Origin of the sequence: Brachybacterium sp. J144 (assembly GCF_036321705.1) — a bacterium.
Classification (GTDB): domain Bacteria; phylum Actinomycetota; class Actinomycetes; order Actinomycetales; family Dermabacteraceae; genus Brachybacterium.
In genome coordinates, this window is sequence record NZ_JAZDCG010000014.1 from 63,755 (window position 1) to 88,774 (window position 25,020).

Sequence of the window (25,020 nt, forward strand, 5' to 3'; positions counted from 1 at the left end):
CGCCGCATGGGAGGAGGCCACGATGAGGTACCCCGAGCTGCTGGACCGCACGACCGACGCCGACGAGCCGCTCTACGTGATGGGCGACCCCGAGGGGCACCCGTTCTGCCTGCTGGTCGGCTGAGCCGGGGTCACCAGGCGTAGGCCTCCGGGGCGGGACCGCCGGGGCCGGGGAAGATCTCGTCGAGCGCGGCGAGGTCCTCGTCGGTCAGCGAGATGTCGAAGGCGCCGATCGCGGAGTCGAGCTGCTCCATCGTGCGGGGGCCGATGATCGGGCCGAGCACGCCCGGCTGGTGCAGCAGCCAGGCGAGGGCGACCTGGCCGGGGGCGAGATCGCGGTCCGCGCAGAAGGTCTCCCAGCGCTCGAGCTGCTCGGTGAGGTCCGCGGGGTCGTGGCGGCGATCGGCGTCCTTGCGGCGCACCCCGTCGGGGCGGCGGCCGCCGAGCTTGCCGCCCGCGAGCGGCGACCAGGGGATCACCCCAAGGCCGTAGTGCTGCGCGGCGGGCAGCACCTCGAGCTCGATCGAGCGCGACAGCAGGTTGTACAGGGACTGCTCGGAGACCAGACCCAGCGAGCCGCGGCGGGCGGCGGCCTCGTTCGCCTGGGCGAGGTGCCAGCCGGCGAAGTTCGAGGAGCCGACGTAGCTGATCTTCCCCTGCGCGACCAGCAGGTCCATCGCCTGCCAGATCTCCTCCCACGGGGTCGAGCGGTCCACGTGGTGCATCTGGTAGAGGTCGATGTGGTCCGTCTGCAGGCGGCGCAGCGACGCGTCCACCGCGCGGCGGATGTTCAGCGCCGACAGGCCGCGGTCGTTCTTCCCCGGCCCCATCTCGCCGTACACCTTGGTGGCGAGCACGATCTCGTCGCGGCGCCCGGAGCGGGCGAGCCAACGGCCGACGATCTCCTCGGTGTGCCCCCGATGCTCCTTACCACCGTAGACGTTGGCGGTGTCGAAGAAGGTCACGCCCTCGTCGACGGCGCGGTCCATGATCGCGAAGGAGTCCTCCTCCGTGGTGTGCGGGCCGAAGTTCATCGTGCCGAGCACCAGACGGGAGACGGTGGCGCCGGTGCGGCCGAGCTGGGCGTACTGCATCCTGATCACTCCTCGGGGGAGGCGGCGTCGCGGCATCGCGAGCGGGGTCCGCCGCGGCGGAGACTACGCCCGTTCCCACGTGGTGGCGAGGGGTTTCCAGGGCGGGAGACGAGGGGTCAGGGAGCCGACGGGTGCTCGGGCCGGCCCGCTCCCGGGCGATCGGTCAGCCGGGCAGCTGCATCGTGGTCAGGCAGGTCGCGGCGGAGGCGAGGGTGCGATGGGTGGCCGAGACCTCCCCGGCCTCGGTGCCGAGAGTGAGGGTGAGAGCCCGGTCGCGGGGCAGCCACAGGCCGAGGAAGCCGTTCGCGGCGGTGGTCCGCGCCTCGTCGATCAGCGGCCGGGCGCCGCCGTCGGAGACCCGCACCTGCACCTCCTGCCCCGCGAGCTCGCCGGTGCAGGTGGTCAGGGAGTGCAGGAAGCACTCATGGGTGGACTCCACGTAGGGCGCGACGGCGAGATACACCTGCTCGGCGGGGAGCGGCAGCGTGGCCTCGCGACCATCCTCCTCGGCCAGGGTCAGCTCCTCGGTGCCGATGGAGGCGAGCAGCCCCGAGGGCTTCTCCTCGAGCGGCAGCGCTTCGAGCGCATCGATCACGGCGCGGGCGTCGGTGGTCGGCAGATCGTGGCGGGCGAGGAGGGGCGAGGCGGCGTCGTCGGTCGGCTCGGTGCCGACCGTCGACGGGGAGGAGCAGCCTGCCAGGGCGAGTGCGGTCAGGCTCGTGGTGACGAGCAGGGCGCGGCGCGGCAGGATCAGCGGCATGGGGTTTTCCTCCGGGGGACGACGAGACCGCGCCCACCGTACCCCTCACCGGTATCCCCGTGCACGGGACCATCGGCCCCGCGGCGGGGAGTCCGCGTACGGGGCGGCGCCTCCCGCGTCGCCGGGACGTGCGCATCGGGCGCCGCGGCGTCGGGCTCAGCGGGAGGCCGGGGGGAGCGCGCCGCCCGGGCGATCACCGTGCCTCATCACCCCGGGGCCGAGTGTCGGAGCGGTCTGCCGGTCCAGGTGCTCCCGCACCGAACGGGCGACGTCCGGAAGCGGACCGGCGGGCAGGTAGCCCGCGGCACCCGCCTCCAGCATCCGGGTGACCGGACCGGCGTAGTGCACCCCGAGGTCCTCGTCCTCGATCTCGGCGATCAGCATCCGGGCGCGGGGGAATTGGGATCTCAACGCCGCGAGCAGCTGCGGGCTGATCGGCGGGACCAGCAGCACGTCGGCCGTGGGCGGCGCTTCGTGCAGGTCGAGCACCACGAAGCCCTCCCCGAACTCCTCGGCGAGGCGGCTCCGCGCCCCGACGGAGAGCTCCATGGCGGTCGCGACCACGAGGGCTCCCGAGGGGATCGGAGCAGGCTCCGGCTCCGCGCGGTCCGGGGCGATCAGGGCACCCTCGAGCACGCCGCCGGCATGCTGCAGGGGCGCGATGGAAAGGGTTCCCAGCACCGCGGCGCCGCGCGCGAGCAGCACCTCCTCGCCGCGCAGCGCCCCCTCGAGCGCCGCCGCCAGCGCGCGCGGGAGATCCTGCAGGTCCAGTCGACGACTCCGTCTCGGGCGCATGGGGCGCTCCTTCCCCTCGAGGCCTCACCCTGCAGGAACTGCGGCGCATCCGCCAGGGCCTTCACCACCTCTGCACCGTCGGGCGGCGAGTGACGCGGCGCACTGTCGCGAGTACCGTCGTACACCCGTGCGACGGGCCGCCGCGGCCGTCGCCCTGACGTCCGGGAGACGCCCCATGACCACTGCCCTCGACCCCACGAACGCCCTGCACACCTGGTCCCTGTTCCGCACCCTGGGCCGGTTCGTCGCCCCCGGGAGCATGCCCTCGGGCGGGATGCCCGAGAACCGCTCCACCACGGGACTGCCCCTGCTCGAACTCCCCGCGCAGCTCGCCGCGCACGGGTTCGCCAGCGCCCAGCTGTGCCACTTCTACCTCCCCACCACCGAGTCGCCCTACCTGGCCGAGCTCCGCGCCGCCTTCGACGAGGCGGGTGTGGATCTCGAGGTCCTCCTTGTCGACGACGGGGACATGACCCACCCCGAGCACGGCGCCGAGCATCAGCGCTGGCTCTCCGGGTGGCTCGACGTCGCCGAACAGCTCCGCATCTCCCGGGTGCGCGTGCCCGCGGGGGACCGGGCGCCGAGCGAGGAGGTCCTCGTCCGGAGCGCGAGCGGGCTGCGCGCTCTCGCCGCCGAGCACCCCGACCTCCGCGTCCTCACCGAGAACTGGAAGGCGCTGCTGATCGACGCGGCCACCACCCGCCGCCTGCTCGAGCTGTGCGAGGGCGAGGTGGGACTGCTCGCCGACACCGGCAACTGGACCGGCGCCGACAAGTACGAGCAGATCGCCCAGGTCGCCGGGATCGCGGAATGCTCGCAGGTCAAGGCGCGGGAGAACGCCGACGGGTCGCTCGACGCCGAGGACTTCACGCGCTCCCTGAGCGTCCTCCAGGAGGCGGGCTACGCCGGGCGGCTCTCGCTTGTCTACGCCGGGGCGGACGACGACGAGTGGGGCCGGCTCGAACAGCTCAGCACCCTGGTGACGGAGGTCGCGGGCTGAGCAGGGCGGGAGCTGCGGAGCCTGGTGCGGGGGCCGGGACAGAAAGGTCCGGACCCCTGGATTAATACCCCCTAGGGGTATAGTCTTGTCGCATGGAGACGACGCCTGCGCACGGAGGGGTCGGTCACGACGGCCACGAATCGCACCACGGCCGCGATCCGCACGGCGATCACGCGGCGGGCCACGACCACCACCAGCACGAGCCCGGCGGCCACGCCGGCCATGCCAGCCATGGTGGGCACGGCAGCCATGGTGATCACGTCGCGCAGTTCCGGCGGCTGTTCTGGATCATGCTCGTCCTCGCGGTCCCCGTCGTCGGCCTCTCGCCGATGTTCGCGCACCTGATCGGCTACACGATCCCGGACGTGCCGGGCCTCAGCTGGATCGCACCGATCCTCGGCACCGTCATGTACGCGTGGGGCGGGAAGCCGTTCCTCACCGGCGGGCTCTCCGAGCTCCGCTCCCGCACCCCGGGGATGATGCTGCTGATCAGCCTCGGCATCACCGTCGCGTTCCTGTCCTCCTGGGGCGCGACCCTGGGCCTGCTCCACCACGAGCTCGAGTTCTGGTGGGAGCTCGCGCTGCTGATCGTGATCATGCTGCTCGGGCACTGGATCGAGATGCGCTCCCTCGCGCAGACGTCCTCGGCGCTGGACTCCCTCGCCGCGCTCCTGCCTGATGCGGCCGAGCGGATCGACGGGGACGAGATCGTCACCGTCGCCCCCACCGACCTGCGCGAGGGAGATCTCGTGCTGGTGCGCCCCGGCGCGTCCGTCCCGGCCGACGGCACCGTCGTCGAGGGTCGCGCCGAGGTCGACGAGTCGATGATCACGGGCGAGTCCCGGCCGGTCGTGCGCACCCTCGGGGACCGCGTGGTGGCCGGCACCGTCGCGACCGACTCGAGCCTGCGCCTCGAGGTCACCGCGACGGGGGAGGGCACGGCGCTCGCCGGCATCCGGCGCCTCGTCGCCGAGGCTCAGTCCTCCTCCTCCCGCGCCCAGCGCATCGCGGACCGCGCCGCCGCCTGGCTGTTCTGGTTCGCGCTCGGCGCCGCCGTGCTCACCGCGCTCGCCTGGACGCTGCTGGGCATGCCCGACGAGGCCGTGATCCGCACCGTCACCGCGCTGGTCATCGCCTGCCCCCATGCCCTGGGGCTCGCGATCCCGCTGGTCGTCTCGCTCGCGACCGAACGCGCGGCCCGCGCCGGCGTGCTCGTCACCGACCGCCTCGCCCTCGAGGGCATGCGCACGGTCGACACCGTCCTGTTCGACAAGACCGGCACCCTCACCCGCGGCGAGCCCGAGCTCTCCGCGGTGGCCGTCGCCCCCGGCAGCGGGCTCGACGAGCAGACCCTGCTGGGACTGGCCGCCGCGGCTGAGTCCGAGAGCGAGCACCCCCTGGCCGGCGCGATCCGTGATCGCGCGGCGGCCGACGGGGTCGCCGTCCCCGCCGCCTCCGAGGTCACCTCCACCCCCGCGCTCGGCGTGAGCGCCCGGATCGGAGGGCACGAGATCCGCGTCGGCGGACCGCGGCTGCTCGAGGAGACCGGCGCCGCCGAGCTCGAGCAGGCCCCGGCCTGGCGCGAGGAGGGCGCGATCGTGCTGCACGTGCTGCGGGGCGGCGAGTCCGTCGGCGCCCTGAAGCTCGCCGACGCCGTGCGCGAGGAGTCCCGCGAGGCGATTGCCGCGCTCCACGCCCGCGATCTCCAGGTCGTCATGATCACCGGGGACGCGCAGAACGTCGCCGAGCACGTCGGCGCTGAGCTCGGCATCGACCGGATCTACGCCGGGGTGCGGCCCGAGGACAAGTCCGCGCGCGTCGCGGCGCTGCAGGGCGAGGGCCGACGGGTCGCCATGGTCGGCGACGGCGTGAACGACGCGCCCGCCCTCGCGCAGGCCGACGTCGGCCTCGCGATCGGCGCCGGCACCGACGTCGCGATCGGCTCCGCCGGGGTCGTGCTCGCCTCCTCGGACCCGCGCTCGGTGCTGTCGGTGATCGAGCTGTCCCGCGCCGCCTACCGGAAGATGCGGCAGAACCTCTGGTGGGCCGCCGGATACAACCTGATCTCCGTCCCGCTCGCGGCCGGGGTCCTCGCGCCGATCGGGTTCGTCATGCCGATGAGCGTCGGCGCGCTGCTGATGAGCGCCTCGACCGTGGTGGTGGCGCTGAACGCGCAGCTCCTGCGCCGCCTGGACCTGCGCCCCGAGACGGTCGCCGCCCGACGCTGAGCCCGCGGCCGCTCAGCCCCCGACGCGCGTTCGGAGCTCGGCGAACCACGCCTCGCCGTGGGGCCAGCGATCAGCCGACCGCGGGGTCCTCCAGCAGCCGCGCGAGCGTCGAGCGGCCGAGCTCGGCCATCGTCCAGTTCGTCCGCTCGTAGTACCAGACCAGGCCGATGGCCTGCACGAACGCCCAGGCCGCCCCGCGCTCCCACTCGAGGTCGGAACAGCCCAGACGCTTCCGCAGCTGCTCGCGCCGCGCCGCGTCCAGCAGGTGCCAGGCGCCGACGAGGTCGAGCGCCCGATCGGCGGGCCCGTACCCGCCGGCATCGAGCACGCCGACGACGCGACCTTCCGCGGTCAGCAGGTTCGCGGGGATGAGGTCGCGGTGGCTCATCACGTCCAGGGAGAGTCGGGGGAGTGTGCGCCAGCGTTCCCAGCGGTCGGCGAGGGGGCCGACGGGCAGCAGGTCGCGGGAGCGCTCCAGGCACTCCCGCACCCAGTCCTCGTGGGCCGTGAGCTCGCCGCCGCGGCCGGGACCCCGGAAGCGTCGGCCCCGGGTGGGGACGGCCCGCAGCGCGAGGAGCAGGGCGGCGAGGTCGTCGGCCGCGGCATCTGAGCCCGCGATCGTCAGCGGGTCTGCGACCTCGCCCGGGATCCAGGTCTGCACCGACCAGGGCATCGGGAAGGCGGCGGACGGCTCCGCGAGCGCGACCGGGTCCGGGGCGGGCAGCGGGGAGACGGCCGCGAACTCGCCCATCGCCTCGAGCTCGGCGGCGAGGGCCGACCGGGCGGCGTCCGGGTCCGTCGGCTGGAGCGGGAAGCGGGCGGCGAGGTCCTCGCCGATCCGCACCACCGTGTTCGTCGTCGCCGAGCTCGGCAGGAGGCGGATGGTCGCGGGGTCGGTGCCGGGCAGCAGCTGTGTGACGAGCTGGGCGGCGAGCTCCGGGGAGAGCTCGAGCTGGCCGTGATGCATCGGCTCGGTCATCGCGGTCCCTCAATCGGTGCCGAGCCGGGGGATCACCCGGTCGAGGAGATCGGCGAGGGTGGTCAGCTCCTCGTCCGTGAGGTCCCCGAGGATCGTGTCGCGCGCGAGCTCGATGTGCGGGGGCGTGGCGCGGAGATAGGTGCGCAGCCCCTCGCGGGTGAGGTGGACGTTGATGGCGCGGCCGTCGCCGGCGCAGCTGATCCGCTCGACGAGCCCGCGCTTCTGCAGCCGGGTGACGGCCTTGGATGTGCGCGGCGTGGAGAACAGCGACCGCTCGGCGAGGGCGCCCATGCGGAGCGTCGAGCCGGGGGCGGAGACGAGGGCGCCGAGGATCGCGTACTCGACGTTGATGATGCCGGCATCGTTCGTGAGCTGGGCGTCGAGCCGGGTGGGGAGCTGCTCTCCGACGGCCACCAGGGCACGCCACGCGCGGGCGTGCACAGGATCCATCCGGGGGACCCGGGGGGCGGCGGGATCGTCGGTGGGCATGCCGCCATCCTAGGGGTTGTTTCCCGGGCAACTATGTGGGTACGATGTAGTTGAACGGGCAACGAAATCATCGCCCCGCGCCTCGACCCTCCAGGAGAACCCCCATGAGCACCACCCTCACCGTCATCGGATCCGGCAACGTCGGCTCCGCCGTCGCCGCCCTCGCCGCGAAGGGCGGGGCACAGGTCCAGGTCCTGGGCCGTGACCAGGAGAAGGCCGCCGCCCTCGCCGCGCAGGTCTCCGGCAGCGCCGGCGTCGTCGGCGACGCGATCACCGGCGACATCGTGGTCCTCGCCGTCCCGGTCACCGCCTTCGACGAGCTCGTCGCCACCTACGGCGCGCAGCTCGACGGAAAGGTCGTCGTCGACGTCACCAACCCGGTCGACTTCGCCACCTTCGACTCCCTCACCGTCCCCGCCGACTCCTCTGCCGCCGCCGAGCTGCAGGCGAAGCTCCCCGGCGTGAAGGTCGTCAAGGCCTTCAACACCCTGTTCGCTGGCGTGCTCGCCGCCGGCCGGGTGGGCGGCGACGTCCCCGCCGTCGTGCTGGTCGCCGGTGATGACGAGGCCGCGAAGACCGCCCTGATCGAGCTGGTCACCGCCGGTGGCGTCCAGGGCATCGACGCGGGCTCCCTCAAGCGGGCCCGCGAGATGGAGGCCGTCGGCTTCCTGCAGATGACCCTCGCCGCCCGCGAGATCACCGGCTGGACCGGCGGGTTCGCGCTGCGCAAGTGACCCGTCGCTGAGCGGCCCTCCGCCGACGCACCGACGCCGCCCGGCCCCCGAGGGGGACCGGGCGGCTCGTCGCATCCGGGGCGCCCGGAGGGGCCGGTGCTCGGGGGAGGGACGGGACGTCAGCGGGTACTGCGGCGCACCAGGCTCACGTACAGCAGCGACATCAGCACGGTGAAGCCCACTCCCACCGCGAGCGCCATGTGGTATTCCGGGATCCACACCATGATCCCGAGGGTGAACAGGATGAACGCGATCGCGAAGAACTGCCCGTAGGGCCAGAAGGCGACCGGGAACTCGAGGGCGTCCCGCTCCTCGCGGCTCATGCCGCGGCGCGAGGCCACCTGCGCGAGCAGGATCATCAGCCACACGAAGACGGTCGCGAAGGTCGCGAGCGACGCGACGATCGTGAACACCTCGTCCGGCAGCGCCCAGTTCAGCGCCACACCGACCACGAGCACGCCGAGCATCGCCAGCGTGGTGACCGCCGGCACGCCGCGCACCGTGCGGGACAGGGCTGCCGGCGCCAGGCGCTGACGCGCCATGCCAGCGACGACGCGGCCCGCGCCGAAGAGGTCCGCGTTGATCGCGGAGAGCGCGGCGGTGATCACCACGACGTTCAGCGCGGCGGCCGCCCAGCTCACGCCGAGGGTGTCGAAGATCTGCACGAAGGGGGACTCCTCGCCGGTGATCTGCGGCCACGGGGTCAGCAGCAGGATCACGCCGATCGCGAGGACGTAGAACAGCAGGATCCGCACCGGGACCGTGTTCACGGCCTTCGGGATCGCCTTGCCGGGGTCCTCCGCCTCGGTGCCGGCGACGCCGATGATCTCCGTGCCGCCGAAGGCGAAGAGCACGAGGATAAACGCGCTGATCATCCCGCTGGGGCCGTTCGGGAAGAAGCCCCCGTCGTCCGTGAGGTTCGCGAGGCCCGTCGGCGTCGAGGCGTCGCCGAGCCCGAACGCGAGGATCGCCGCGCCGCCCGCGATCATCGCGATCACGGCGCCGACCTTGACGATCGTGAAGGCGAACTCGAGCTCCCCGAACCAGCGGACGCTCGCGAGGTTCGCGGCACCGACGATCAGCAGCGTGAGCGCCACCCAGATCCACTGGGCGGTGTCCGGGAACCAGAAGCGCAGGTAGATCGCGATCGCGGTGAGGTCCGCGAGGCACACGATGAGCATCTCGAAGGCGAACATCCAGCCGGTGATGTACCCGGCCCAGGGGCCGAGGAAGCGGCGGGTGTACTCGGCGAAGGAGCCCTGGATCGGCAGCCGCACCGCCATCTCGCCGAGCGCGCGGAGCATGAAGTACACGACCGCGCCGCCGAGGAGGTACACCAGCAGCACGGAGGGGCCGGCGGCCTGGATCGCGCCGGCCGAGCCGTAGAACAGCCCCGTGCCGATCGCGGAGCCGAGCGCGATGAAGTGCAGGTGTCGCGCCGAGAGCCCGGGGCGGCGACGCGTGGTCGCAGTGGTGGGGGTCGGCTGCGTGGACGTGCTCATCGCGAGGGTGGCTCCGGGGGCGAGGAGGGGACGGCGCGGGCGCCGCAGGCACTTCTTGTGCCTCTGACACGGTACGGGGCGGCACGGGGCGCGGGGTACGTGTGTCCGGCCACGTCGGATGTGGGCTGGTGTCGACGGGTCCGTGCCGCGGGGCCGCGCGCCGGGGAGGGGCCGGGGCCGTACCGGGGAGCCGCTGCGTGCGCCGCCTGCCTCAGGATGTCGCGACGGCCGCGACCTCCGGCTCGACCCGCACCTCCTCGGGCAGCGGCGCGGGCGAGGTGCTCGCCGGCGCCGGCAGCGGACGGCGCAGACCCCAGGCGACCGTCGCCAGGCACAGCACGCACACCGCGGCCACGATCGCGAGTCCGCCCGTGTACGGCAGCACCGGGGTGAGCGCCGCGAGGATCGTCGGCAGCAGGAAACCGAGATAGGCGAGGGAGTAGTAGACGCCGGTGATCCCGGCGAGCTCGCGCGGAGAGGCGAGGGACTGGGCGATGACCAGCCCCGCCACCACGCACACCCCGTAGGACGCACCGAGCAGTGCCGCGACGCCCACCACCAGCACCGGGCGGCGCAGATCCGCGGCGACGGCGGCGAGGATCATCCCCGCGCTCATGCCGCTCAGGCCCACGACCAGCGCGCGGCCGCGGGTGAGGCGGTCGATCAGACCCACCACACCCTGCGCGATCGCACCGATGCCGAGGGTGAGGACGGTCAGTCCGGTCGCGTAGATCGTCGCCGCATCGCCGATCTGTTCCTCGACCGTCGCGGGCAGGATCGCGTAGGCGACGCCAGCGGCGGCGAACACCCACGGCCCGGCCGGCAGCACGATCCGCGCGAAGACGGGATGCCTCACCGAGGAGACCCTCAGGTCATCGCGCAGCGCGCCGCGGGCCCGCAGCTCGCGCGGCAGGCTCTCCGGCGCCGCGAGCAGCGCGATCCCGGCCAGCAGGCACAGCCCGAGATGGACGAGGAAGGGCAGCTGCCCCGGCAGCGGCGCCCACTGGGCGAGCGAGCCCGTCACGCCCGCGCCGAGCGCGAAGCCGAGGGTGAGGATCATCGAGGAGCGTCGCGCTCCGGCGGTCGGCGTCGCGCGCGGGTCGTGCGGGGCGGAGGAGAGCTCCTTGATCCAGGTCGAGCAGACCGACATGCCGACACCCACGCCGATCCCGGCAAGGACGCGGCCGGCGCACAGCAGCACGAAGCTCGACATGCTCGCCGCAAGCACCACGCTGCCGAGCGCCCCGGCGAGCAGGCCAGCGATCGCGATCGGCCGACGGCCGTGATGGTCCGAGAGCCCCGCGGCCAGCAGCATCCCGGGGACGAGACCGGCGACGTACATCCCCAGCAACAGGTTCGCCTGCCAGGGCGCATAGCCGCCGACGGTCTCGTACACGTGCAGCAGCGGCGTGAAGTGATTGCCGCCCCAGGCGAGGAGGAAGCCCGTCGGGGCGACGGCGAGCCAGGCCGGGATCCGTGCGCGCATCACTCGGACACCACCGAGTAAGCATCGTCGTGGCCGGCGTGCAGGTGGCCCTCGATCATCTGGCGGAAGCCGGCGACGTCCCCGCGCGCCACCGCATCGGTGAGCTCGATGTGCTCGCGGTGCAGTGCGGGCAGGTCCGCGGCGGGGGAGAGGACGGCCAGATGCGTAAGGCGGAACAGCCGCGGTCCGAGCGCGCGCAGCACCTCCTCGACCACGCGGTTGCCGTCGTGGGAGGCGAGGGTGAGGTGGAAGGCGTAGTCGTGGACGGCGAAGTCCGCGGGACGATCGGTCGCCGCCTTCTGCGCCGTGAGCACCGGCGCGAGCGCCTCGACGAGGGAGGTGCGACGGGTCTCGTCGGGCGCGATCCGGGAGACGGCGTGGCCCTCGAGCATCGCGCGCACCGAGAGCAGCTCCTCCCGCTCGCGCGCCGTCGGCGTGGTGACCAGGGCGCCCTTCTTCGGCAGGAGGCGCACGAGCCCCCAGGTCTCCAGCTGCAGCATCGCCTCGCGGGCCGGGGTGCGGCTCGCGCCGTGCTCGGCGGCGAGCTCGACCTCGCGCAGCAGGGTGCCCGGCTCGATCGCGGCCTCGGCGATCTGCCGTGCAGTCGCGGCGGCGATCTGCGTCGCGATCGGGCGGTTCTCGCGGTCGTCGAGCCAGGGCAGGGTGGGGGCGGGCATGCGGGCGACCTTAATGCATGCATCAAAGAATGCATAGTCGAGCCCTGAGAATGAGACGACCCGTCGAAGGAGACCCCCGTGCCCCCGACCCTGTTCCTCACCGTCGGCCTGCCCGGCACCGGCAAGACCACCGCCGCCCGCCGGATCGAGGCCGAGCACCGAGCGCTGCGGCTCACCAAGGACGAGTGGATGAAGGCGCTCTACGGCAGCGAGAACCCCGAACAGGCCTCCGACGTCATCGAAGGCCGGCTCGTGGGGATCGCGCTGCGTGCCCTCGAGCTCGGAGTGAGCGTCGTCCTCGACTTCGGGCTCTGGGGCAAGGACGAGCGCTCCAGCCTGCGGCAGGCGGCCGCCGACCGGGGCGCCGAGGTGGTGATGCTCTTCTGCGACGTCGACCTCGCCGAGCAGCGACGCCGCCTGGGCCGGCGCCTCGCCGAGGAACCGCACACCACCTGGCCGATCTCCGAGGCCGAGCTCGCCTCCTGGGCGGGCGTCTTCCAGCGCCCCAGCGAGGAGGAGGTCGACGGCAGCGAGCCGATCCCGGCACCGCCGGAGGGCTTCGCGGACTGGGACGCATGGCGCGCGGACCGGTGGCCGCCCGCGATCCGCTGAGGTGGCGCAGGGGTCAGTGCATCACGTCGTAGACCAGCTTCACGACGCCGTTGCCGTAGGCGGCGGAGTCGCGCAGGCGCAGGTCCTGCCAGTCGTGCTCGGAGGTGGGGAGGAATCGCTTGCCTGTCCCCAGCGTCACCGGGAACAGCAGCAGGTGGTAGCGGTCGATCAGCCCCGCCTCGCCGAGCCGACGGGCGAGCTCCGCGCTGCCGTGGATGAAGATCGCGCCGCCGTCGCCGGCTTTCTCCGCGGCGACCTCCTCGGTGGAGCGCAGGATCCGCGTCTCGCCCCAGCCCTCGTGCAGATTCGCCTCATCCAGCGAGGAGGAGACGACGATCTTCGGGAGGTCCTGGTACGCGGCGTGGTCGGCGGAGCCGTTCCACACCGGGGCGAAGGCCTCGTAGCTGCGCCGGCCGAACATCAGCGCGGAGGTCTCGGCGATCTCCTCACCCTTGAGGGAGAAGGCCTCCTCATCGAAAGGTGTGCTGAGCACCCAGCCTCCCTGCGGATGCCCCTCCACCACCCCGCCGGGGGAGTCGACGATGCCGTCGAGGGTCATGAAGCCGGTCCAGATCAGTTCTCGAGCCATGAGTTCTCCTGGGGTGGGGCGGCCCGGGGGTGCTCGTCAGGGCGCCGAGGCGCCGGGGCCGTCGTGTGCACAGTAGTCAGCCGTGGGCGAGGGTGCACCCGACACGAGATACAGGCAGTGACGCGGCGCCGCGCTGAGTGCCCGGGGGAGTCAGATCCGGCCTGTCGATCCTCGCGCGTCGACTCCGTGTCCCGAAGCGCCCGTCGCGCGCCGGAGGCGGCGGCCTCGGAGTCGAGCGCTGCGAGGATCTCCCAGGGCGCACCGGTAGTGGAGACGGAAGTCCGCGGTTCATCGAGCATTCCCGGATCGGCAGCGCCCCGAGCCAGACGGTTCAGAGCCCCATCTCGTTCCAGGGCACCGGGGTCGTCGTGCCGCTCTCCCAATCGCGACGCAGTATCGCGTAGGCGACGGACGCCAGCGGTGCCCCGCCCTCGACGGGCCAGGACTCGCGGTAGTGGGCCTCCTTCACCCAGCCGCAGCGCACGAAGGTGCGGCGCATCGCGATGTTGTCCTCCCGGGTCTGGCCTTCGAAGCGCGTCACCTCCTCGAAGTGCGCGAACACGTGGCGCGTGACCTCGCGGAGCGCCTCGGCGCCCAGCCCCCTTCCGCGGAACTCCTCGGCCAGGCGGAGGTCGAGCAGGGGGGTGGGGTCCTCGAGGTCCTCGAGGCGCACCAGGCCGATCGTGCCCAGATCGGCATGGTCGAGCCAGAAGCTCCTCGTCTCGTCGTTCTCGAAGGCTCCCTCGTCGATCGACGCGGCGACCTCCTCGGCCGTGCGTCGCGACGTCACGTGGAACGGGAACACGTTCGAGGTGAGGAAGGAGAGGAGGCGGTCGCGGTCCGTCCCGCGGGGAGCGAGTCTGCTCAGCGCGATCGACGGCACGGTGTCGGGATAGGTCACCGAGTCACCCTAGCGCCCGGCCACTGCGGGACCGATCGGCCCCGTTGTCCTCGACCTGACCGCTGTGTGGCCGGGGCGGCCAGGCCGGGCGGCGACATGCAACCGCGCCCGTCGGCCCCTCCCGGCCCCGTGGCAACAGCCTGGCCCTCCTTGTCGCCCCCGGTCAGAGCACGCATCATGGCTCCATGAGCGAGACGACGGCGACGCAGCTGCCCACGATCCAGCCGATCCCCGAGGGACTCGCGGAACGTGCCGCCCTCCTCGGCGGACCGGAGGGGATCCTCACCGACGAGCAGATCTCCGGCTTCGTCACCGAGCAGCTCGCCGCCGCCGACCTCGACGCCAAGAGCGTCTGCCTGATCATCCCCGACGGCACCCGCTCGGTCCCCCTCCCCAAGGTGCTGCCCGCGATCCATGCCGCGCTCGCCGGCCGCGCCTCCTCCGTCACCGTGCTCATCGCGCTCGGCACCCACGCAGCGATGAGCGGGCAGGCCATCGACCAGCTCCTCGGCGCGACCGAGCGCGGCGCGAAGGCCACCTATCCGGAGTGGACGGTCCTGAACCACGCCTGGGACGACCCCTCCCAGATCGCGGACCTCGGCGTCATCCCCGCCGAGCAGATCGCCGAGCTCACCGGCGGCCTGCTCACCGACGTGCCCATGAACGTGCAGATCAACAGGCTCTGCGTCGAGTCGGACGTCAACCTGATCGTCGGCCCGGTCTTCCCCCATGAGGTCGTCGGCTTCTCCGGCGGCAACAAGTACTTCTTCCCCGGTTGCTCGGTGCATGACGTCATCGACATCTCCCACTGGGTGGGCGCGCTCATCACCGCCAGCCGCATCATCGGCACCCTCGGCATCACCCCCGTGCGCCAGCTGATCAACGCCGCGAGCGAGCTGATCCCGTCGGAGAAGTACGCCTTCACCATGGACGTCGCCGAGGGCGGCCAGGATCTCGGCGCGATCGCGTTCGGCGACCCGCAGGCCGCCTGGGCCGCGATGGCGAAGATCTCCGCGCAGACCCACATCACCTACGTCGAGAAGCCCTACAAGCGCATCGTCGCCCTCGTGCCGGAGATGTACGAGGACATGTGGACCGGCGCGAAGGGCTTCTACAAGTCCGAGCCCGTCTGCGCCGACGGCGGCGACGTGATCATCTACGCCCCGCACATCACCGAGGTCGCCGCAATGCACCCCGGCATCCGCGAGATCGGCTATCACAACATCGAGTACTTCACGAAGCAGTGGGACCGGTTCAAGGACCACCCCTGGGGCGAGCTGGCCCACTCCACGCACGTGACGGGACTGGGCACCTACGACCCGGAGACCGGCGAGGAGAAGCAGCGCGTGAACCGCTACTTCGCCACCTCCATCTCGCAGGAGGAGACCGAGGCGCACAACGTGCTGTACATGGACCCGGCCTCCCTCGACATCGAGGCGCTGCGCAACGACCCCGACACCCTCGTGATCGACCACGCGGGCGAGGTCCTCTTCCGCCTCGCCTCCGAGCGCGACGGCGCCGACGGGCAGGCCAAGTGACCTCCCTCCGCGAGCCCGTCCCGCTCACCCTCGGCACCGCCCTGTCGGCCCCGACTTCGCTGTTCGCGCCCGGCCATCCCGGCTTCGAGGCGGAGGCGATGACGCCCGACGCCCTGACCGGCGAGGCGCTCGAGCTCGCCGACGCGGTCTCCGCCGAGCTCGCGGGCGTGACGAAGCTGGGCGTCGCCTACTCCGGCGGCGTCGACTCCGCGACCCTGCTCGCGCTCGCCGTGCGGGCCCTCGGCCGCGAGAACGTGGTCGCCCTCCTGGGCGTCTCCCCGTCCCTCGCCCGCCGCGAGCGACGCCTCGCCCACCAGGTCGCGCGCGTCATCGGCGCGGAGGTGCTCGAGGTCCCCACCCATGAGGGCGAGAACCCCGACTACCAGAAGAACGACGGCGCGCGGTGCTTCCACTGCAAGGACGAGCTGTTCACCCGCATCGGCGAGGACGTGGTGGGCGAGCAGCAGCTCGACGCCGTCGCCTACGGGGAGAACGCCGACGACGCCACCCGTCACGACCGCCCCGGTGCGGGCGCCGCGACCCGGCACCGGGTGCTGCGGCCGCTGTCCGTCGTCGGCATGACGAAGTCGCAGGTCCGCGAGGTGGCGCGGCAGATGTCGCTGCCCGTGGCGGACAAGCCCGCCGCGCCCTGCCTCGCCTCCCGCATCCCCTTCGGGCAGGAGGTCACGCCCGAGAAGCTGCGCCAGATCGACGATCTCGAGGACGCCATCTACGAGCAGGGCTTCAGCGACTGCCGGGTCCGCCACCACGGGAGCGTCGGCCGCATCGAGCTGCCCACGGACGAGCTGCCCCGCGCGATGGAGCCCGCGATCCGCGAGGCCCTCGTCGCCGCTGGCAAGGAGACCGGCTTCCAGCACGTCACCATCGACCTCGACGGGATTCGCTCGGGCCTGTTCTCCCTGCAGATCGTCGGTCAGGGCGGCCGTGGCTGACGGGGCGGCCGACGGGGCCGGCAGGATCGAGGGCTTCCTCGACCTCGACCTCGACCGCGCCTCCCGCCGCGGCGCCCCCGAGGCCGTGCTCTGCGACGCCAAGAGCGTCGAGCAGGTCGCGGCGATCGTCGCCGAGTACGCGCGCCTGCACGCGACCGGTCGCACCGACCTCGGCCCGGTGCTCTTCACCCGCGCCGACGACGAGCGGGCGGCCGCCGTGCTCGCCGCCCTGCCCGACGCCCACCACGACCCCGTCGCGCGCCTGCTCGCCTGGCCCGCCGAGCCGCCCGCGCCGTCGGGCGGCCTCGTGATCGTCGCCTGCGCCGGCACGAGCGACCTCCCCGTCGCCCGCGAGGCCGAGCTGACCGCCCGCTATCTCGGTCGGCCGACGCGGCTTATCGCCGACATCGGCATCGCGGGCCTGCACCGCCTGCAGTCCCGCCTCCCGGAACTGCGCGAGGCGGCCTGCGTGGTCGTCGCCGCGGGGATGGACGGGGCGCTGCCCACCGTGGTCGCGGGCCAGATCAGCGCCCCCGTCGTCGCGCTGCCCACCTCGGTCGGCTACGGCGTCGCCGCCGGTGGCCAGGCCGCCCTGATGACCATGCTCTCCGCGTGCGCGCCCGGCATCGGCGTGGTCAACATCGACAACGGCTACGGCGCCGGCCACCTCGCCGCGCAGATCGCCCGCTGGGCCCCCGCGCCGGGGGAGTAGCCGCGGAGGAGAACCGCGTCACACCGAGGGTGATCGCTGCTTGCGTTACTTGACCATCCGGTCGGTAAAGTAACGGGTATCCCCGTCGGACCAGGAGGCCCCATGTCACCCGAGCGCCCCGCGCCGCCCGCACGCCCCGCGCACCGCCCGTCGGCCCGCGAGGCGATGCTCGACGCCGCCGAGGCGCACCTCGGCGAGGGCGGCACGCTCACCCTCGACTCGGCCGCGCGCGCCGCGGGCGTGACGAAGCCCGGGCTGATGTACCACTTCGCCACCAAGGAGGAGCTGCTCGGCGCGATCCTGGAGCGGCTCTCCGCCCGTTACGAGCGCGAGATGCTCGCTCTGGTCGGGGCGCGGCACGGGGCCGAGATCGCGGACTTCGCCGAGGTCCCCGCCGCGCAGCGCGTCCTCGCCTATCTCGACTGGGCCTGCACCGGCGCGCTCTCCGCCGCGGACCTCGTGATCTTCGCCGACCCGAACCTGCGCGTCGCCCTCACCGAGCGCTGGGAGGAGCAGGTCGTCCGCTGGCTCGACCTCCCGTCCGACGCGGACGCCGACAGGGTCGAGGGCGGCGGCGGCGGCCATGCCGCGCGCCTGCTCGCTGTGCGCCTGATGGCCGACGGGGTCTGGTTTGACCGCGCGAGCGGTCTCGGGGCCGGATCCGCCGCGCAGCTCGACGCCGTCCGCGCCCTCGCCCATGACCTGCTCGGAGGTGCGGCATGACCGCCTGGCTGCTGCTCGTCGGCGCGATCCTCTCCGAGGTCACCGCGACACTGTCCCTGCGCGGCGCACTCGACCATCCCGCGCTGTACGTCGTGGTCGTGGTCGGATACGTGACCACTTTCGTGCTGCTCGCCCAGGTGCTGCGGCGGGGGATGGGCCTCGGCGTCGCCTACGGCCTCTGGGGCGCGAGCGGGGTCGTGCTCACCGCCGGCGCCTCCGCCGTTCTCTTCGGTGAATCGCTCACCGCACTGACGATCTCCGGCTTCGTGCTCATCGCGGCCGGGGTGGCGGTCGTCGAGCTCGGCGCGCAGAGCGCCCGCCGCGCGGAGGCGACCCCGCCCGGCTCCCGCGGCGAGACGGAGTTGGCCGCGGAGCTCGGCGGAGAGGTCGGCGGCCCGCTCGAGGCGGAGCGCGGAGCGAGCGTCCGGGGGATCGTCGGCGGAGGTGAGCGATGAGCTGGCTGCTGCTCTCCGGGGCGATCCTCACCGAGGTCGCAGCGACGCTCTCCCTGCGGATGGCCGCGACCGGCAGGCGTCGCTGGTACGTCCCCGTCGTGCTCGGCTACGTCCTCGCCTTCGCCCTGCTCTCCGGTGCGCTCGCCGCGGGCATGCCGCTCGGCGTCGCCTACGGTGTCTGGACGGCCGTCGGTATCATCGCCACCGCTCTGCTCTCCCGGCTTCTCTTCCGCGAGGCGCTCACTCCGGTGATGCTCGGCGGCATGGGGCTGATCGTCGTCGGCGTCCTGCTCGTGGAGCTCGGCGGGGCGCACTGAGCCGAGGCGGCGCCCGGTATGGAAGTTGCCGCCGGTTGCCCTCCGTGCGGGGTAGGATCGCTCGCAGACTGCGGGCCGCGACCCCCGTCGGCCCCGGCGCCGAGGGAGCGCCCGCCCGGGACAGCGCCGAGCAGGCGAGGACGGAGCCGCACCGATGGCGGACAAGCGCGTGACGATCTACGACGTGGCCACGGCCGCAGGGGTCGCCCCGTCCACCGTCTCGCGCGCCTTCTCCCGGCCCGGCCGGGTCAGCGCCGCCACGCACTCCAAGGTCATGGCCGCGGCCAAGGAGCTGGACTACCGCACCAACGCCCCCGCCTCGCAGGAGCGCACCCAGCGCCACCACCGCCTCGGCATCGAGGTCCCCGACCTCACCAACCCGTACTTCGCCGAGGTCGTCTCCGGCATGCAGGAATCCGCCCATGAGCAGGACTTCCTCCTCCTGCTGCTGGACACCGTCGAGGACGAGGTCCGCGAGCGCACCGGCCTCGAGAGCGCGATCAACCTCGTCGACGGCATCGTGCTCTCCGGCACCCGCCTCTCCGACGCGACCCTCAACCACCTCACCAAGCGCATCCCCGTGGTGGTGCTGAACCGGCGCGTGGCAGGCCTGGACTCCGTCACCCCCGACTACGAGCACGGCATGGGCCAGGCCATGGCGCACCTCGCCGAGAACGGGATCCGCACCGTCACCTACGTCGCCGGGCCCGTGAACTCCTGGTCCGACGGGGAGCGCTGGCGCGCCGCCCGGACCGCGGCCCGCTCCCTCGGGCTCGCCGTCCAGCGCCACGGCCCCTTCGCCCCCACGATCGCCGGCGGCGAGCAGGCCTTCGAGGAGCTCAGCGACTCCCTGCCGCACGCCGTGGTCTGCTACAACGACCTCATCGCGATCGGCTTCCTGATCTCCGCGCTGCGCGCCGGAGTGCGGGTGCCTGCCCAGCTGTCCGTCATGGGCCACGACGATATCCCGCTCAGCCGTTTCATCGGCGGCGGGCTCACCACCGTTGTCACCCCCAAGCGCGCCCAGGGCCGGGCCGCCATCGAGCGCCTCGTGCGCCGGATCGAGAATCCGTCGGCCCACCGCAGCCCCGTCGAGGGCAGCCTGCCGGTCCGGCTCGTGCCCCGCGCCTCCACCGGGCCGCGCGAGGACCGCTGAGCGCGCGGTTTCGGCCCTGACCGGCACGAACCCGCCCTGACCAGGCGCGTCGGCCGCCCCGACCGGCAACCTGTGACAACCGACTGACCCCGCCCGTCGGCCCGGGACATCATGGCCGCATGAGCAACGACGCCTTCGAGCCTCACCCCGACCGCCTGCTGCCCGCCGACCCCGCCGTGCGCGAGATCGCGCGCGGGCTCTACGAGCAGATGAAGGACCAGCCGATCGTGTCCCCGCACGGACACGTCGACCCGCGGCTGCTGCTCGACGACGAGCCGTTCCGCGACCCGACGTCGCTGTTCATCACGCCCGACCACTACGTCAACCGGCTGATGCACGCCCGCGGCGTGGACCTCGCCGACCTCGGCGTCGGCCAGGGCCCGCTCGACGAGGCGGCCTCCCGCCGGGCCTGGCGCCTGCTCGCCGAGCACTGGCACGCCTACGCCGGCACCCCCTCGCGCTACTGGATGGAGCACGAGTTCCACGAGGTCTTCGGGCTGAAGACCGTGCTCTCCCCGGCGACGGCCGACGCGATGTACGACGAGATCGCGGACAAGCTCGCGCAGCCCGCGTTCCGCCCGCGCGCCCTGTTCGACCAGTTCACGATCCAGGTCATGGCGACCACCGACGACCCGGTCGACGACCTCGCCCCCCACGCCGCGCTCGCCGCCGACGCCGCCTTCACCGGTCGCGTCATCCCCACCTTCCGGCCCGACAAGTACCTCGAGCCCGCCCGCGAGGACTTCGTCGCCCTCACCGATGCGCTCGGCGAGGCCGCGGGCGTCGACACCGGCACCTACGACGGCCACCTCGAGGCGATGCGCCTGCGTCGCCTCCACTTCCGCGAGAACGGCGCGGTCTCCTCCGACCACGCCCACCTCGACCCCGGCACCCAGCGCCTCGAGCTCGAGGAGGCCCGCCGCCTCTACACCGAGGCCCGCGAGGGTCGGATCTCGGCCGACGCCGCGGTCGCGCTGCGCCGTCACCTGCTCGCGGACCAGGCCCGCCTCGCGGCCGACGACGGCCTCGTGATGACCATCCACCCGGCCGTCTACCGCAATCACCACCAGGCGACCTTCGAGCGCTTCGGCGCCGACGTCGGCTTCGACATCCCGATCGCCGTCGACTACGTGCACTCCGTCGCGCCGATGCTCAACGACGTCGGCCTCTCGCCGAACTTCCGCACCGTGCTGTTCACGATCGACGAGACCGTGCTCTCCCGCGAGATAGCGCCGCTCGCCGGCGTGTACCCGTCGGTGTACGCGGGCGCCCCGTGGTGGTTCATCGACTCGCCCGACGCGATCCTGCGCTTCCGCCGCGCGGTCTCCGAGACCCTCGGACACACGCGGACCTCCGGCTTCATCGACGACACCCGCGCGTTCTGCTCCATCCCGGCCCGCCACGACATGGCCCGCCGCCTGGACGCCCACCACCTCGCGGGCCTCGTCGCCGAGCACCGGATGCGTGAGGAGGACGCTGCCGCGATCGCCCAGATCCTGCCCGACCAGCAGCCGCGCGAGGTCTTCCGCCTCGACGCGCAGGAGGACCACGCATGACCGGCACCGCCGCCCCCACCGACGAGGGTCGCCTCGTCCACCTCGGCATCGGCAACTTCGCCCGGGCCCACACCCTGGTCGCGACCGACCGCGCCGGCGGCTGGAGCGTCGTCGCCTTCACCGGCCGCAGCGCCGCGATGGCCGACGCCCTGAACGCCCAGGGCGGGAAGTACGGGCTGATCGTCCGCGGCGCCGAGGGCGACGAGGTCGGCATCGTCGACGTGATCGACGCCGTCCACCCCGCCGACGACGTCGACGCCCTGGTCGCGCTGCTCGCCGACCCCTTCACCGCCGTGGTCACCCTGACCATCACCGAGAAGGGCTATGCCGCGGGGAACGATTCGGCGACCTCCGCCCCGGCCCGCATCGCCCTCGGGCTGCGCGCGCGCCGCGAGGCCGGGGTCGAGGAGCCGATCGCGCTCGTCTCCTGCGACAACCTCACCGGCAACGGCGAGGTGCTGCGGAAGGCTGTCCTCGAGGCGGCCGACGCCGAGACCCGCGACTGGTTCGACGCGCACGTCGACGTCATCTCGACGATGGTCGACCGGATCACCCCGTCGGCCGACGCCGGCGCCTCCGAGGTGGTGCGCGAGCGCACCGGCCTCGACGACCAGGTGCCCGTGGTGACCGAGCCGTTCACCGAGTGGGTCGTCGAGGACCGCTTCCGCGGCCGCCGCCCGGCGTGGGAGAAGGCCGGCGTGCAGTTCACCGACGACATCGAGCTGCACGAGCTGCGCAAGCTGCGCCTCCTCAACGGCGCCCACACCCTCATGGCCTACGCCGGCCAGGTCGCCGGGGTCGAGCGCGTCGACGAGGCCATCGGCCACCGCGAGGTGCGGGCCCTCGTCGAGCAGCTGTGGAGCGAGGCCCGCTCGACCCTGGATCTGCCCGCGGACCAGCTCGACGCCTACACCACGGCCCTCGAGGAGCGCTTCCGCAACCCGCGCCTCGCCGACCAGCTGGTGCGTATCGCCGCCGACGGCTCCGTGAAGCTCCCCGTGCGCGCCCTGCCGGTCATCGCCGAGCGCGGCGGCCCCGAGAACGCCCCCGGCGAGGTCGCGGCCGTCGCCGCCTGGACCGCCTGGGTCACCGACCGGGTCCGCGCCGGCGAGGAGATCAAGGACCCGAGGGCTGACGGGATCGCCGCGGCCGCCGCGATCGAGGACGCCACCGAGCGGGTCACGGGCCTGCTCGCCCTGCTGGACGTCCCCGCCGGCGATGCGCTGATCGGCGCCGTCGTGGCCGAGGAGTCCCGCCTGCCCCGGGCGTGAGGCGTGGGGCGCCAGGCCCTACGTAGTTACCGGACAGTCATGTGCGCCTCTGTTCCCGGAACGGAACACAGGCGCACATGACTTTTCAGTAACCCGGGAAGAAGTGCCGTGGGACCTGCCGCTGTCGAGTCGCGATCGGGCCCGCGGGGCGCCGAGATGGGCGAGGCGAGCCAAGAGCGCGCCGGGAGAGCGCAGATCGTGGTCGGACGCTCGCACCACGCGCCAGCCGAGCTCGTGCAGCACATCGTCCTTGCGACGGTCCCGGCGATGGCGCGCCCGATCCGTGCTGTGCCAGTGCCCGTCGTACTCGATCGCGATGCGCTGCGCGGGATAGGCGAGATCGAGGCGGAAGCTCTCACCCGACCCGGGTGCGCGGATCGGCAGGTTGATCCGGGGCTCCGCGAACCCCTCGCGGAGCAGCAGCAGCCGGGTCGCGGTCTCCTTCGGGGACTCGACCCGTTCCCTCGCGTCGGCCAGCGCGTCGCGCACGCGTCGGATGCGGTAGGTGCCGGTCGCCGCGGCGGCGACGGAGCGGAGCTCGATGAGCGTGGGGCGTGGATGGACGGCCGACCCGGGACCGACGAGCTGATCGCACGCGGCGACGAGCTCATCGTGCTCGAGATTCACGGCGAGCTCCGTCAGCAGTTCCAGCGGACCGCTCACTCGGACGCCGAGCACGCGCACCACGTCGCCTGGAGGACGAGAGTGCATCACGGCACCCCGGCCGGAGCGCCGACGGCGGTCGGGGGGCACCGTGCAGTGCACCTCCTGGGACGACGCGCTCACGCCCCCGCGCGCACATGGGGTTGCTCCCGCGCCCGTGGTTACTCCTAAGTCATGAGCGCTTGTGTTCCGTGGTTGGAACACAGCTGCACATGACTCGTGAGTAACTGGCTCGGGAAGCGCTCGGGGCGCGCCGCCCGGCGCTGCTCAGTCCGGGCCGGCCCGGCTCGCCCGACGCCCCTCAGGCCAGGTCGGCCAGCTTCTCGAAGCGGTCGAGGCGCTCGCGGTAGTGCTCGGTGTGGGCGGCGACCGGGTCGACGCGGCGCAACACGGGCACCTCGGCGACAGCCTGCCCGGGGGCGGCGGCCTCGAGGGCCATCACGGCCGAGCCGCGCATGGTCGAGCGGGACACGGCGACGTGGTCGATCGGCGCGCCGAGCGCGTCGGACAGCAGGTGCAGCCAAGCCGGGATCGCCTCGGTCATCCCGCCGGAGAGCACGATCCGCTCGGGCTCGCCGCCGGCCTCCCGCATCTGGTCGGCGATGCGCAGGAACGACAGCGCTACGCCCTCCATCGCGCCGCGCAGCATGTCCTGCGCGGTGGTGGAGGCGCCGACGTTCGCGAACAGCGCTCTCGAGCTGCCTCGCCACTTCGTGCCGCGCTCGCCGGAGAAGAACGGGACCACCAGCGGCGTCCCCGCCGTCGGCGGCGCGGAGAACAGGGTCTCCGTGTCGGTCTCGGAGATGTCCTCGGGGATGCCGAGCTGGAAGCGAGCCCAGTCGAGCACCCGGCCGCAGTCGCTCATGGCGGAGCCGACGAGGGTGCGGCGCGCGTCGACCCGGTACGCCCACAGGCCGCTGGGGAGCGCGGCGATCTCCGTGTCGAGCAGCTGGCGGATCGCGCCGGAGGTCGCCGTCGAGATGCCCCAGGTGCCGGTGCCGAGCGCGCCGATGCCCATGTTGGCGGCGAGCCCGTCGCCGATCACCGGCATCCACACCGCCCCCGCGAGCTGCGGGAACTCGGCGGCGAGGGAGGTCCCCGCGATCGGGAGGGCGTCGGAGGGATCGAGGGCCGTGCCCATCATGTCGGCGTCGACGCCGGTCGCGGCGAGCAGCTCGGGCACGTACTCGCCGGTGCGGCGGTCGATCATGCCCGACCAGGCGGCCGACGCGGTGCCGAGCGCGGGCGTGCCCAGCAGCTTCAGCGCCGCGTATTCGCCGAGGGCCATGAAGCGGGCGGTGCGCGCGAAGATCTCGGGCTGGGTGTCGCGCAGCCAGGTCAGGCGGGGCGCCGTGTACGAGGAGTGGAGGCGGGCCCCGGTGCGCTCGTGGAGGGCGTCGAGGTCGAGCTGCTCGGCGAGGGTGCCGACCTGCGCGTGGCAGCGGGTGTCCGCGTAGGTGATGCAGGGGGTGAGGGCGTTCCCGGCGGCGTCGACGGCGACGAGCGAGGAGGCGAAGGTGTCGATGCCGACGGCGAGGACCTCGCCCGGCAGCGAGCCCTCGAGCACCGCGGCCAGGGCGGCGCGGATCTCCGCGACCACCAGGTCGGCGTCGATCGTGGAGGTGCCGTCGTCGGCGACCGTGAAGGTGTGCGCCTCCTTGTGGGTCCGCTTGCCGACCTCACGCCCGCTGACGTCGTAGACCGCGGCGCGGGTGCCGCCGGAGCCGATGTCGATGCCGACGACCAGCGGTCCCTGGGCGTCCTCGGCGGGGATGTTGAAGCGGGGCATGGCGGGGTCTCCTGGAGATCGTGGTGTCGCCAGCGCCCCGT

25 protein-coding genes are annotated in these 25,020 nt (G+C 73.1%); 13 read left to right on the plus strand and 12 right to left on the minus strand.

Annotation, left to right across the window (positions count from 1 at the left end; all coding sequences use genetic code 11):
• Positions 1-131 precede the first annotated feature (131 nt).
• From V1260_RS06410 to V1260_RS06420, 3 genes are all read right to left on the minus strand, one after another.
• Entirely contained in the window at positions 132-1,094 is a 963-nt protein-coding gene (locus tag V1260_RS06410) for an aldo/keto reductase (RefSeq protein ID WP_329745973.1), read from the minus strand.
• Positions 1,095-1,257: 163 nt separating this feature from the next.
• Positions 1,258-1,854 carry a CueP family metal-binding protein gene (locus tag V1260_RS06415; protein WP_329745974.1) on the minus strand — a complete coding sequence of 199 codons (597 nt, stop codon included), beginning with the start codon at positions 1,852-1,854 and terminating at the stop codon, positions 1,258-1,260.
• 156 nt (positions 1,855-2,010) lie between these two features.
• A complete protein-coding gene (locus V1260_RS06420; RefSeq protein ID WP_329745975.1) occupies positions 2,011-2,649 on the minus strand; it encodes a hypothetical protein in 639 nt (212 codons plus the stop codon).
• 175 nt (positions 2,650-2,824) lie between these two features.
• Here V1260_RS06420 and V1260_RS06425 point away from each other — a divergent pair, with 175 nt between their 5' ends.
• Positions 2,825-3,649 carry a sugar phosphate isomerase/epimerase family protein gene (locus V1260_RS06425; protein WP_329745976.1) on the plus strand — a complete coding sequence of 275 codons (825 nt, stop codon included), beginning with the start codon at positions 2,825-2,827 and terminating at the stop codon, positions 3,647-3,649.
• A 92-nt stretch (positions 3,650-3,741) separates the two neighbouring features.
• On the plus strand, positions 3,742-5,877 hold the full coding sequence (locus V1260_RS06430; protein WP_329745977.1) for a heavy metal translocating P-type ATPase: 2,136 nt from the start codon (positions 3,742-3,744) through the stop codon (positions 5,875-5,877).
• Between the two features lie 70 nt (positions 5,878-5,947).
• Here the strand turns inward: V1260_RS06430 and V1260_RS06435 are convergent, their stop codons facing one another.
• Positions 5,948-6,856, minus strand: coding sequence for a phosphotransferase (locus V1260_RS06435; RefSeq protein ID WP_329745978.1), 909 nt, complete (start codon positions 6,854-6,856; stop codon positions 5,948-5,950).
• Between the two features lie 9 nt (positions 6,857-6,865).
• A complete protein-coding gene (locus tag V1260_RS06440) occupies positions 6,866-7,345 on the minus strand; it encodes a MarR family winged helix-turn-helix transcriptional regulator (protein WP_329745979.1) in 480 nt (159 codons plus the stop codon).
• Between the two features lie 104 nt (positions 7,346-7,449).
• Here V1260_RS06440 and V1260_RS06445 point away from each other — a divergent pair, with 104 nt between their 5' ends.
• A complete protein-coding gene (locus V1260_RS06445) occupies positions 7,450-8,079 on the plus strand; it encodes an NADPH-dependent F420 reductase (protein ID WP_329745980.1) in 630 nt (209 codons plus the stop codon).
• Positions 8,080-8,198: 119 nt separating this feature from the next.
• On the opposite strand, the gene V1260_RS06450 is transcribed toward V1260_RS06445, so the two are convergent.
• From V1260_RS06450 to V1260_RS06460, 3 genes are all read right to left on the minus strand, one after another.
• Positions 8,199-9,581 carry an amino acid permease gene (locus tag V1260_RS06450; RefSeq protein ID WP_329745981.1) on the minus strand — a complete coding sequence of 461 codons (1,383 nt, stop codon included), beginning with the start codon at positions 9,579-9,581 and terminating at the stop codon, positions 8,199-8,201.
• A gap of 211 nt (positions 9,582-9,792) precedes the next feature.
• The gene (locus V1260_RS06455) at positions 9,793-11,067 is read right to left on the minus strand and encodes an MFS transporter (protein ID WP_329745982.1); all 1,275 of its coding nucleotides are present in this window, start codon (positions 11,065-11,067) and stop codon (positions 9,793-9,795) included.
• Positions 11,067-11,744 (minus strand): GntR family transcriptional regulator, encoded by a 678-nt coding sequence (locus V1260_RS06460; RefSeq protein WP_329745983.1) that lies wholly within the window; start codon positions 11,742-11,744, stop codon positions 11,067-11,069. Before V1260_RS06460 ends, V1260_RS06455 begins: the two co-directional genes overlap by 1 nt.
• 78 nt (positions 11,745-11,822) lie before the next feature.
• On the opposite strand from V1260_RS06460, the gene V1260_RS06465 reads away from it, so the two are divergent.
• A complete protein-coding gene (locus V1260_RS06465) occupies positions 11,823-12,356 on the plus strand; it encodes an AAA family ATPase (protein ID WP_329745984.1) in 534 nt (177 codons plus the stop codon).
• Between the two features lie 13 nt (positions 12,357-12,369).
• On the opposite strand, the gene V1260_RS06470 is transcribed toward V1260_RS06465, so the two are convergent.
• Positions 12,370-12,945, minus strand: a complete 576-nt coding sequence (locus tag V1260_RS06470; RefSeq protein ID WP_329745985.1) for a dihydrofolate reductase family protein — start codon at positions 12,943-12,945, stop codon at positions 12,370-12,372.
• A 331-nt stretch (positions 12,946-13,276) separates the two neighbouring features.
• Positions 13,277-13,846, minus strand: a complete 570-nt coding sequence (locus V1260_RS06475) for a GNAT family N-acetyltransferase (protein ID WP_329745986.1) — start codon at positions 13,844-13,846, stop codon at positions 13,277-13,279.
• Between the two features lie 185 nt (positions 13,847-14,031).
• On the opposite strand from V1260_RS06475, the gene V1260_RS06480 reads away from it, so the two are divergent.
• The 9 genes from V1260_RS06480 to V1260_RS06520 all read left to right on the plus strand — a co-directional run bounded on the left by V1260_RS06480 (position 14,032) and on the right by V1260_RS06520 (position 22,527).
• Positions 14,032-15,384, plus strand: a complete 1,353-nt coding sequence (locus tag V1260_RS06480) for a lactate racemase domain-containing protein (protein ID WP_329745987.1) — start codon at positions 14,032-14,034, stop codon at positions 15,382-15,384.
• Positions 15,381-16,337 carry an ATP-dependent sacrificial sulfur transferase LarE gene (gene larE / locus V1260_RS06485; protein ID WP_329745988.1) on the plus strand — a complete coding sequence of 319 codons (957 nt, stop codon included), beginning with the start codon at positions 15,381-15,383 and terminating at the stop codon, positions 16,335-16,337. Before V1260_RS06480 ends, larE begins: the two co-directional genes overlap by 4 nt.
• A complete protein-coding gene (gene larB / locus V1260_RS06490) occupies positions 16,330-17,049 on the plus strand; it encodes a nickel pincer cofactor biosynthesis protein LarB (RefSeq protein ID WP_329745989.1) in 720 nt (239 codons plus the stop codon). Before larE ends, larB begins: the two co-directional genes overlap by 8 nt.
• A 102-nt stretch (positions 17,050-17,151) precedes the next feature.
• A complete protein-coding gene (locus V1260_RS06495; RefSeq protein WP_329745990.1) occupies positions 17,152-17,772 on the plus strand; it encodes a TetR family transcriptional regulator in 621 nt (206 codons plus the stop codon).
• Complete coding sequence (locus V1260_RS06500; RefSeq protein WP_329745991.1) at positions 17,769-18,227, plus strand: DMT family transporter; 459 nt, start codon at positions 17,769-17,771, stop codon at positions 18,225-18,227. Before V1260_RS06495 ends, V1260_RS06500 begins: the two co-directional genes overlap by 4 nt.
• Positions 18,224-18,544 (plus strand): DMT family transporter, encoded by a 321-nt coding sequence (locus V1260_RS06505; protein WP_329745992.1) that lies wholly within the window; start codon positions 18,224-18,226, stop codon positions 18,542-18,544. The genes V1260_RS06500 and V1260_RS06505 overlap by 4 nt, the downstream gene beginning before the upstream one ends.
• Before the next feature lie 154 nt (positions 18,545-18,698).
• Positions 18,699-19,700 (plus strand): LacI family DNA-binding transcriptional regulator, encoded by a 1,002-nt coding sequence (locus V1260_RS06510; RefSeq protein ID WP_329745993.1) that lies wholly within the window; start codon positions 18,699-18,701, stop codon positions 19,698-19,700.
• A gap of 119 nt (positions 19,701-19,819) precedes the next feature.
• Positions 19,820-21,256, plus strand: coding sequence for a glucuronate isomerase (uxaC, locus tag V1260_RS06515; RefSeq protein WP_329745994.1), 1,437 nt, complete (start codon positions 19,820-19,822; stop codon positions 21,254-21,256).
• Entirely contained in the window at positions 21,253-22,527 is a 1,275-nt protein-coding gene (locus tag V1260_RS06520; RefSeq protein WP_329745995.1) for a mannitol dehydrogenase family protein, read from the plus strand. The genes uxaC and V1260_RS06520 overlap by 4 nt, the downstream gene beginning before the upstream one ends.
• 18 nt (positions 22,528-22,545) lie before the next feature.
• On the opposite strand, the gene V1260_RS06525 is transcribed toward V1260_RS06520, so the two are convergent.
• The gene (locus V1260_RS06525; protein WP_329745996.1) at positions 22,546-23,238 is read right to left on the minus strand and encodes a DUF559 domain-containing protein; all 693 of its coding nucleotides are present in this window, start codon (positions 23,236-23,238) and stop codon (positions 22,546-22,548) included.
• A gap of 253 nt (positions 23,239-23,491) precedes the next feature.
• Positions 23,492-24,979 (minus strand): gluconokinase, encoded by a 1,488-nt coding sequence (locus V1260_RS06530; protein WP_329745997.1) that lies wholly within the window; start codon positions 24,977-24,979, stop codon positions 23,492-23,494.
• Positions 24,980-25,020 lie beyond the last annotated feature (41 nt).

Excerpts from the sequence above, each read along its gene's own strand:
- V1260_RS06410 (WP_329745973.1), bottom strand. The coding sequence starts at position 1,094 with ATGCAGTACGCCCAGCTCGGCCGCACCGGCGCCACCGTCTCCCGTCTG.
- V1260_RS06415 (WP_329745974.1), bottom strand. The coding sequence starts at position 1,854 with ATGCCGCTGATCCTGCCGCGCCGCGCCCTGCTCGTCACCACGAGCCTG.
- V1260_RS06420 (WP_329745975.1), bottom strand. The coding sequence starts at position 2,649 with ATGCGCCCGAGACGGAGTCGTCGACTGGACCTGCAGGATCTCCCGCGC.
- V1260_RS06425 (WP_329745976.1), top strand. The coding sequence starts at position 2,825 with ATGACCACTGCCCTCGACCCCACGAACGCCCTGCACACCTGGTCCCTG.
- V1260_RS06430 (WP_329745977.1), top strand. The coding sequence starts at position 3,742 with ATGGAGACGACGCCTGCGCACGGAGGGGTCGGTCACGACGGCCACGAA.
- V1260_RS06435 (WP_329745978.1), bottom strand. The coding sequence starts at position 6,856 with ATGACCGAGCCGATGCATCACGGCCAGCTCGAGCTCTCCCCGGAGCTC.
- V1260_RS06440 (WP_329745979.1), bottom strand. The coding sequence starts at position 7,345 with ATGCCCACCGACGATCCCGCCGCCCCCCGGGTCCCCCGGATGGATCCT.
- V1260_RS06445 (WP_329745980.1), top strand. The coding sequence starts at position 7,450 with ATGAGCACCACCCTCACCGTCATCGGATCCGGCAACGTCGGCTCCGCC.
- V1260_RS06450 (WP_329745981.1), bottom strand. The coding sequence starts at position 9,581 with ATGAGCACGTCCACGCAGCCGACCCCCACCACTGCGACCACGCGTCGC.
- V1260_RS06455 (WP_329745982.1), bottom strand. The coding sequence starts at position 11,067 with ATGCGCGCACGGATCCCGGCCTGGCTCGCCGTCGCCCCGACGGGCTTC.
- V1260_RS06460 (WP_329745983.1), bottom strand. The coding sequence starts at position 11,744 with ATGCCCGCCCCCACCCTGCCCTGGCTCGACGACCGCGAGAACCGCCCG.
- V1260_RS06470 (WP_329745985.1), bottom strand. The coding sequence starts at position 12,945 with ATGGCTCGAGAACTGATCTGGACCGGCTTCATGACCCTCGACGGCATC.
- V1260_RS06480 (WP_329745987.1), top strand. The coding sequence starts at position 14,032 with ATGAGCGAGACGACGGCGACGCAGCTGCCCACGATCCAGCCGATCCCC.
- V1260_RS06495 (WP_329745990.1), top strand. The coding sequence starts at position 17,152 with ATGTCACCCGAGCGCCCCGCGCCGCCCGCACGCCCCGCGCACCGCCCG.
- V1260_RS06500 (WP_329745991.1), top strand. The coding sequence starts at position 17,769 with ATGACCGCCTGGCTGCTGCTCGTCGGCGCGATCCTCTCCGAGGTCACC.
- V1260_RS06505 (WP_329745992.1), top strand. The coding sequence starts at position 18,224 with ATGAGCTGGCTGCTGCTCTCCGGGGCGATCCTCACCGAGGTCGCAGCG.
- V1260_RS06510 (WP_329745993.1), top strand. The coding sequence starts at position 18,699 with ATGGCGGACAAGCGCGTGACGATCTACGACGTGGCCACGGCCGCAGGG.
- uxaC (WP_329745994.1), top strand. The coding sequence starts at position 19,820 with ATGAGCAACGACGCCTTCGAGCCTCACCCCGACCGCCTGCTGCCCGCC.
- V1260_RS06520 (WP_329745995.1), top strand. The coding sequence starts at position 21,253 with ATGACCGGCACCGCCGCCCCCACCGACGAGGGTCGCCTCGTCCACCTC.
- V1260_RS06525 (WP_329745996.1), bottom strand. The coding sequence starts at position 23,238 with ATGCACTCTCGTCCTCCAGGCGACGTGGTGCGCGTGCTCGGCGTCCGA.
- V1260_RS06530 (WP_329745997.1), bottom strand. The coding sequence starts at position 24,979 with ATGCCCCGCTTCAACATCCCCGCCGAGGACGCCCAGGGACCGCTGGTC.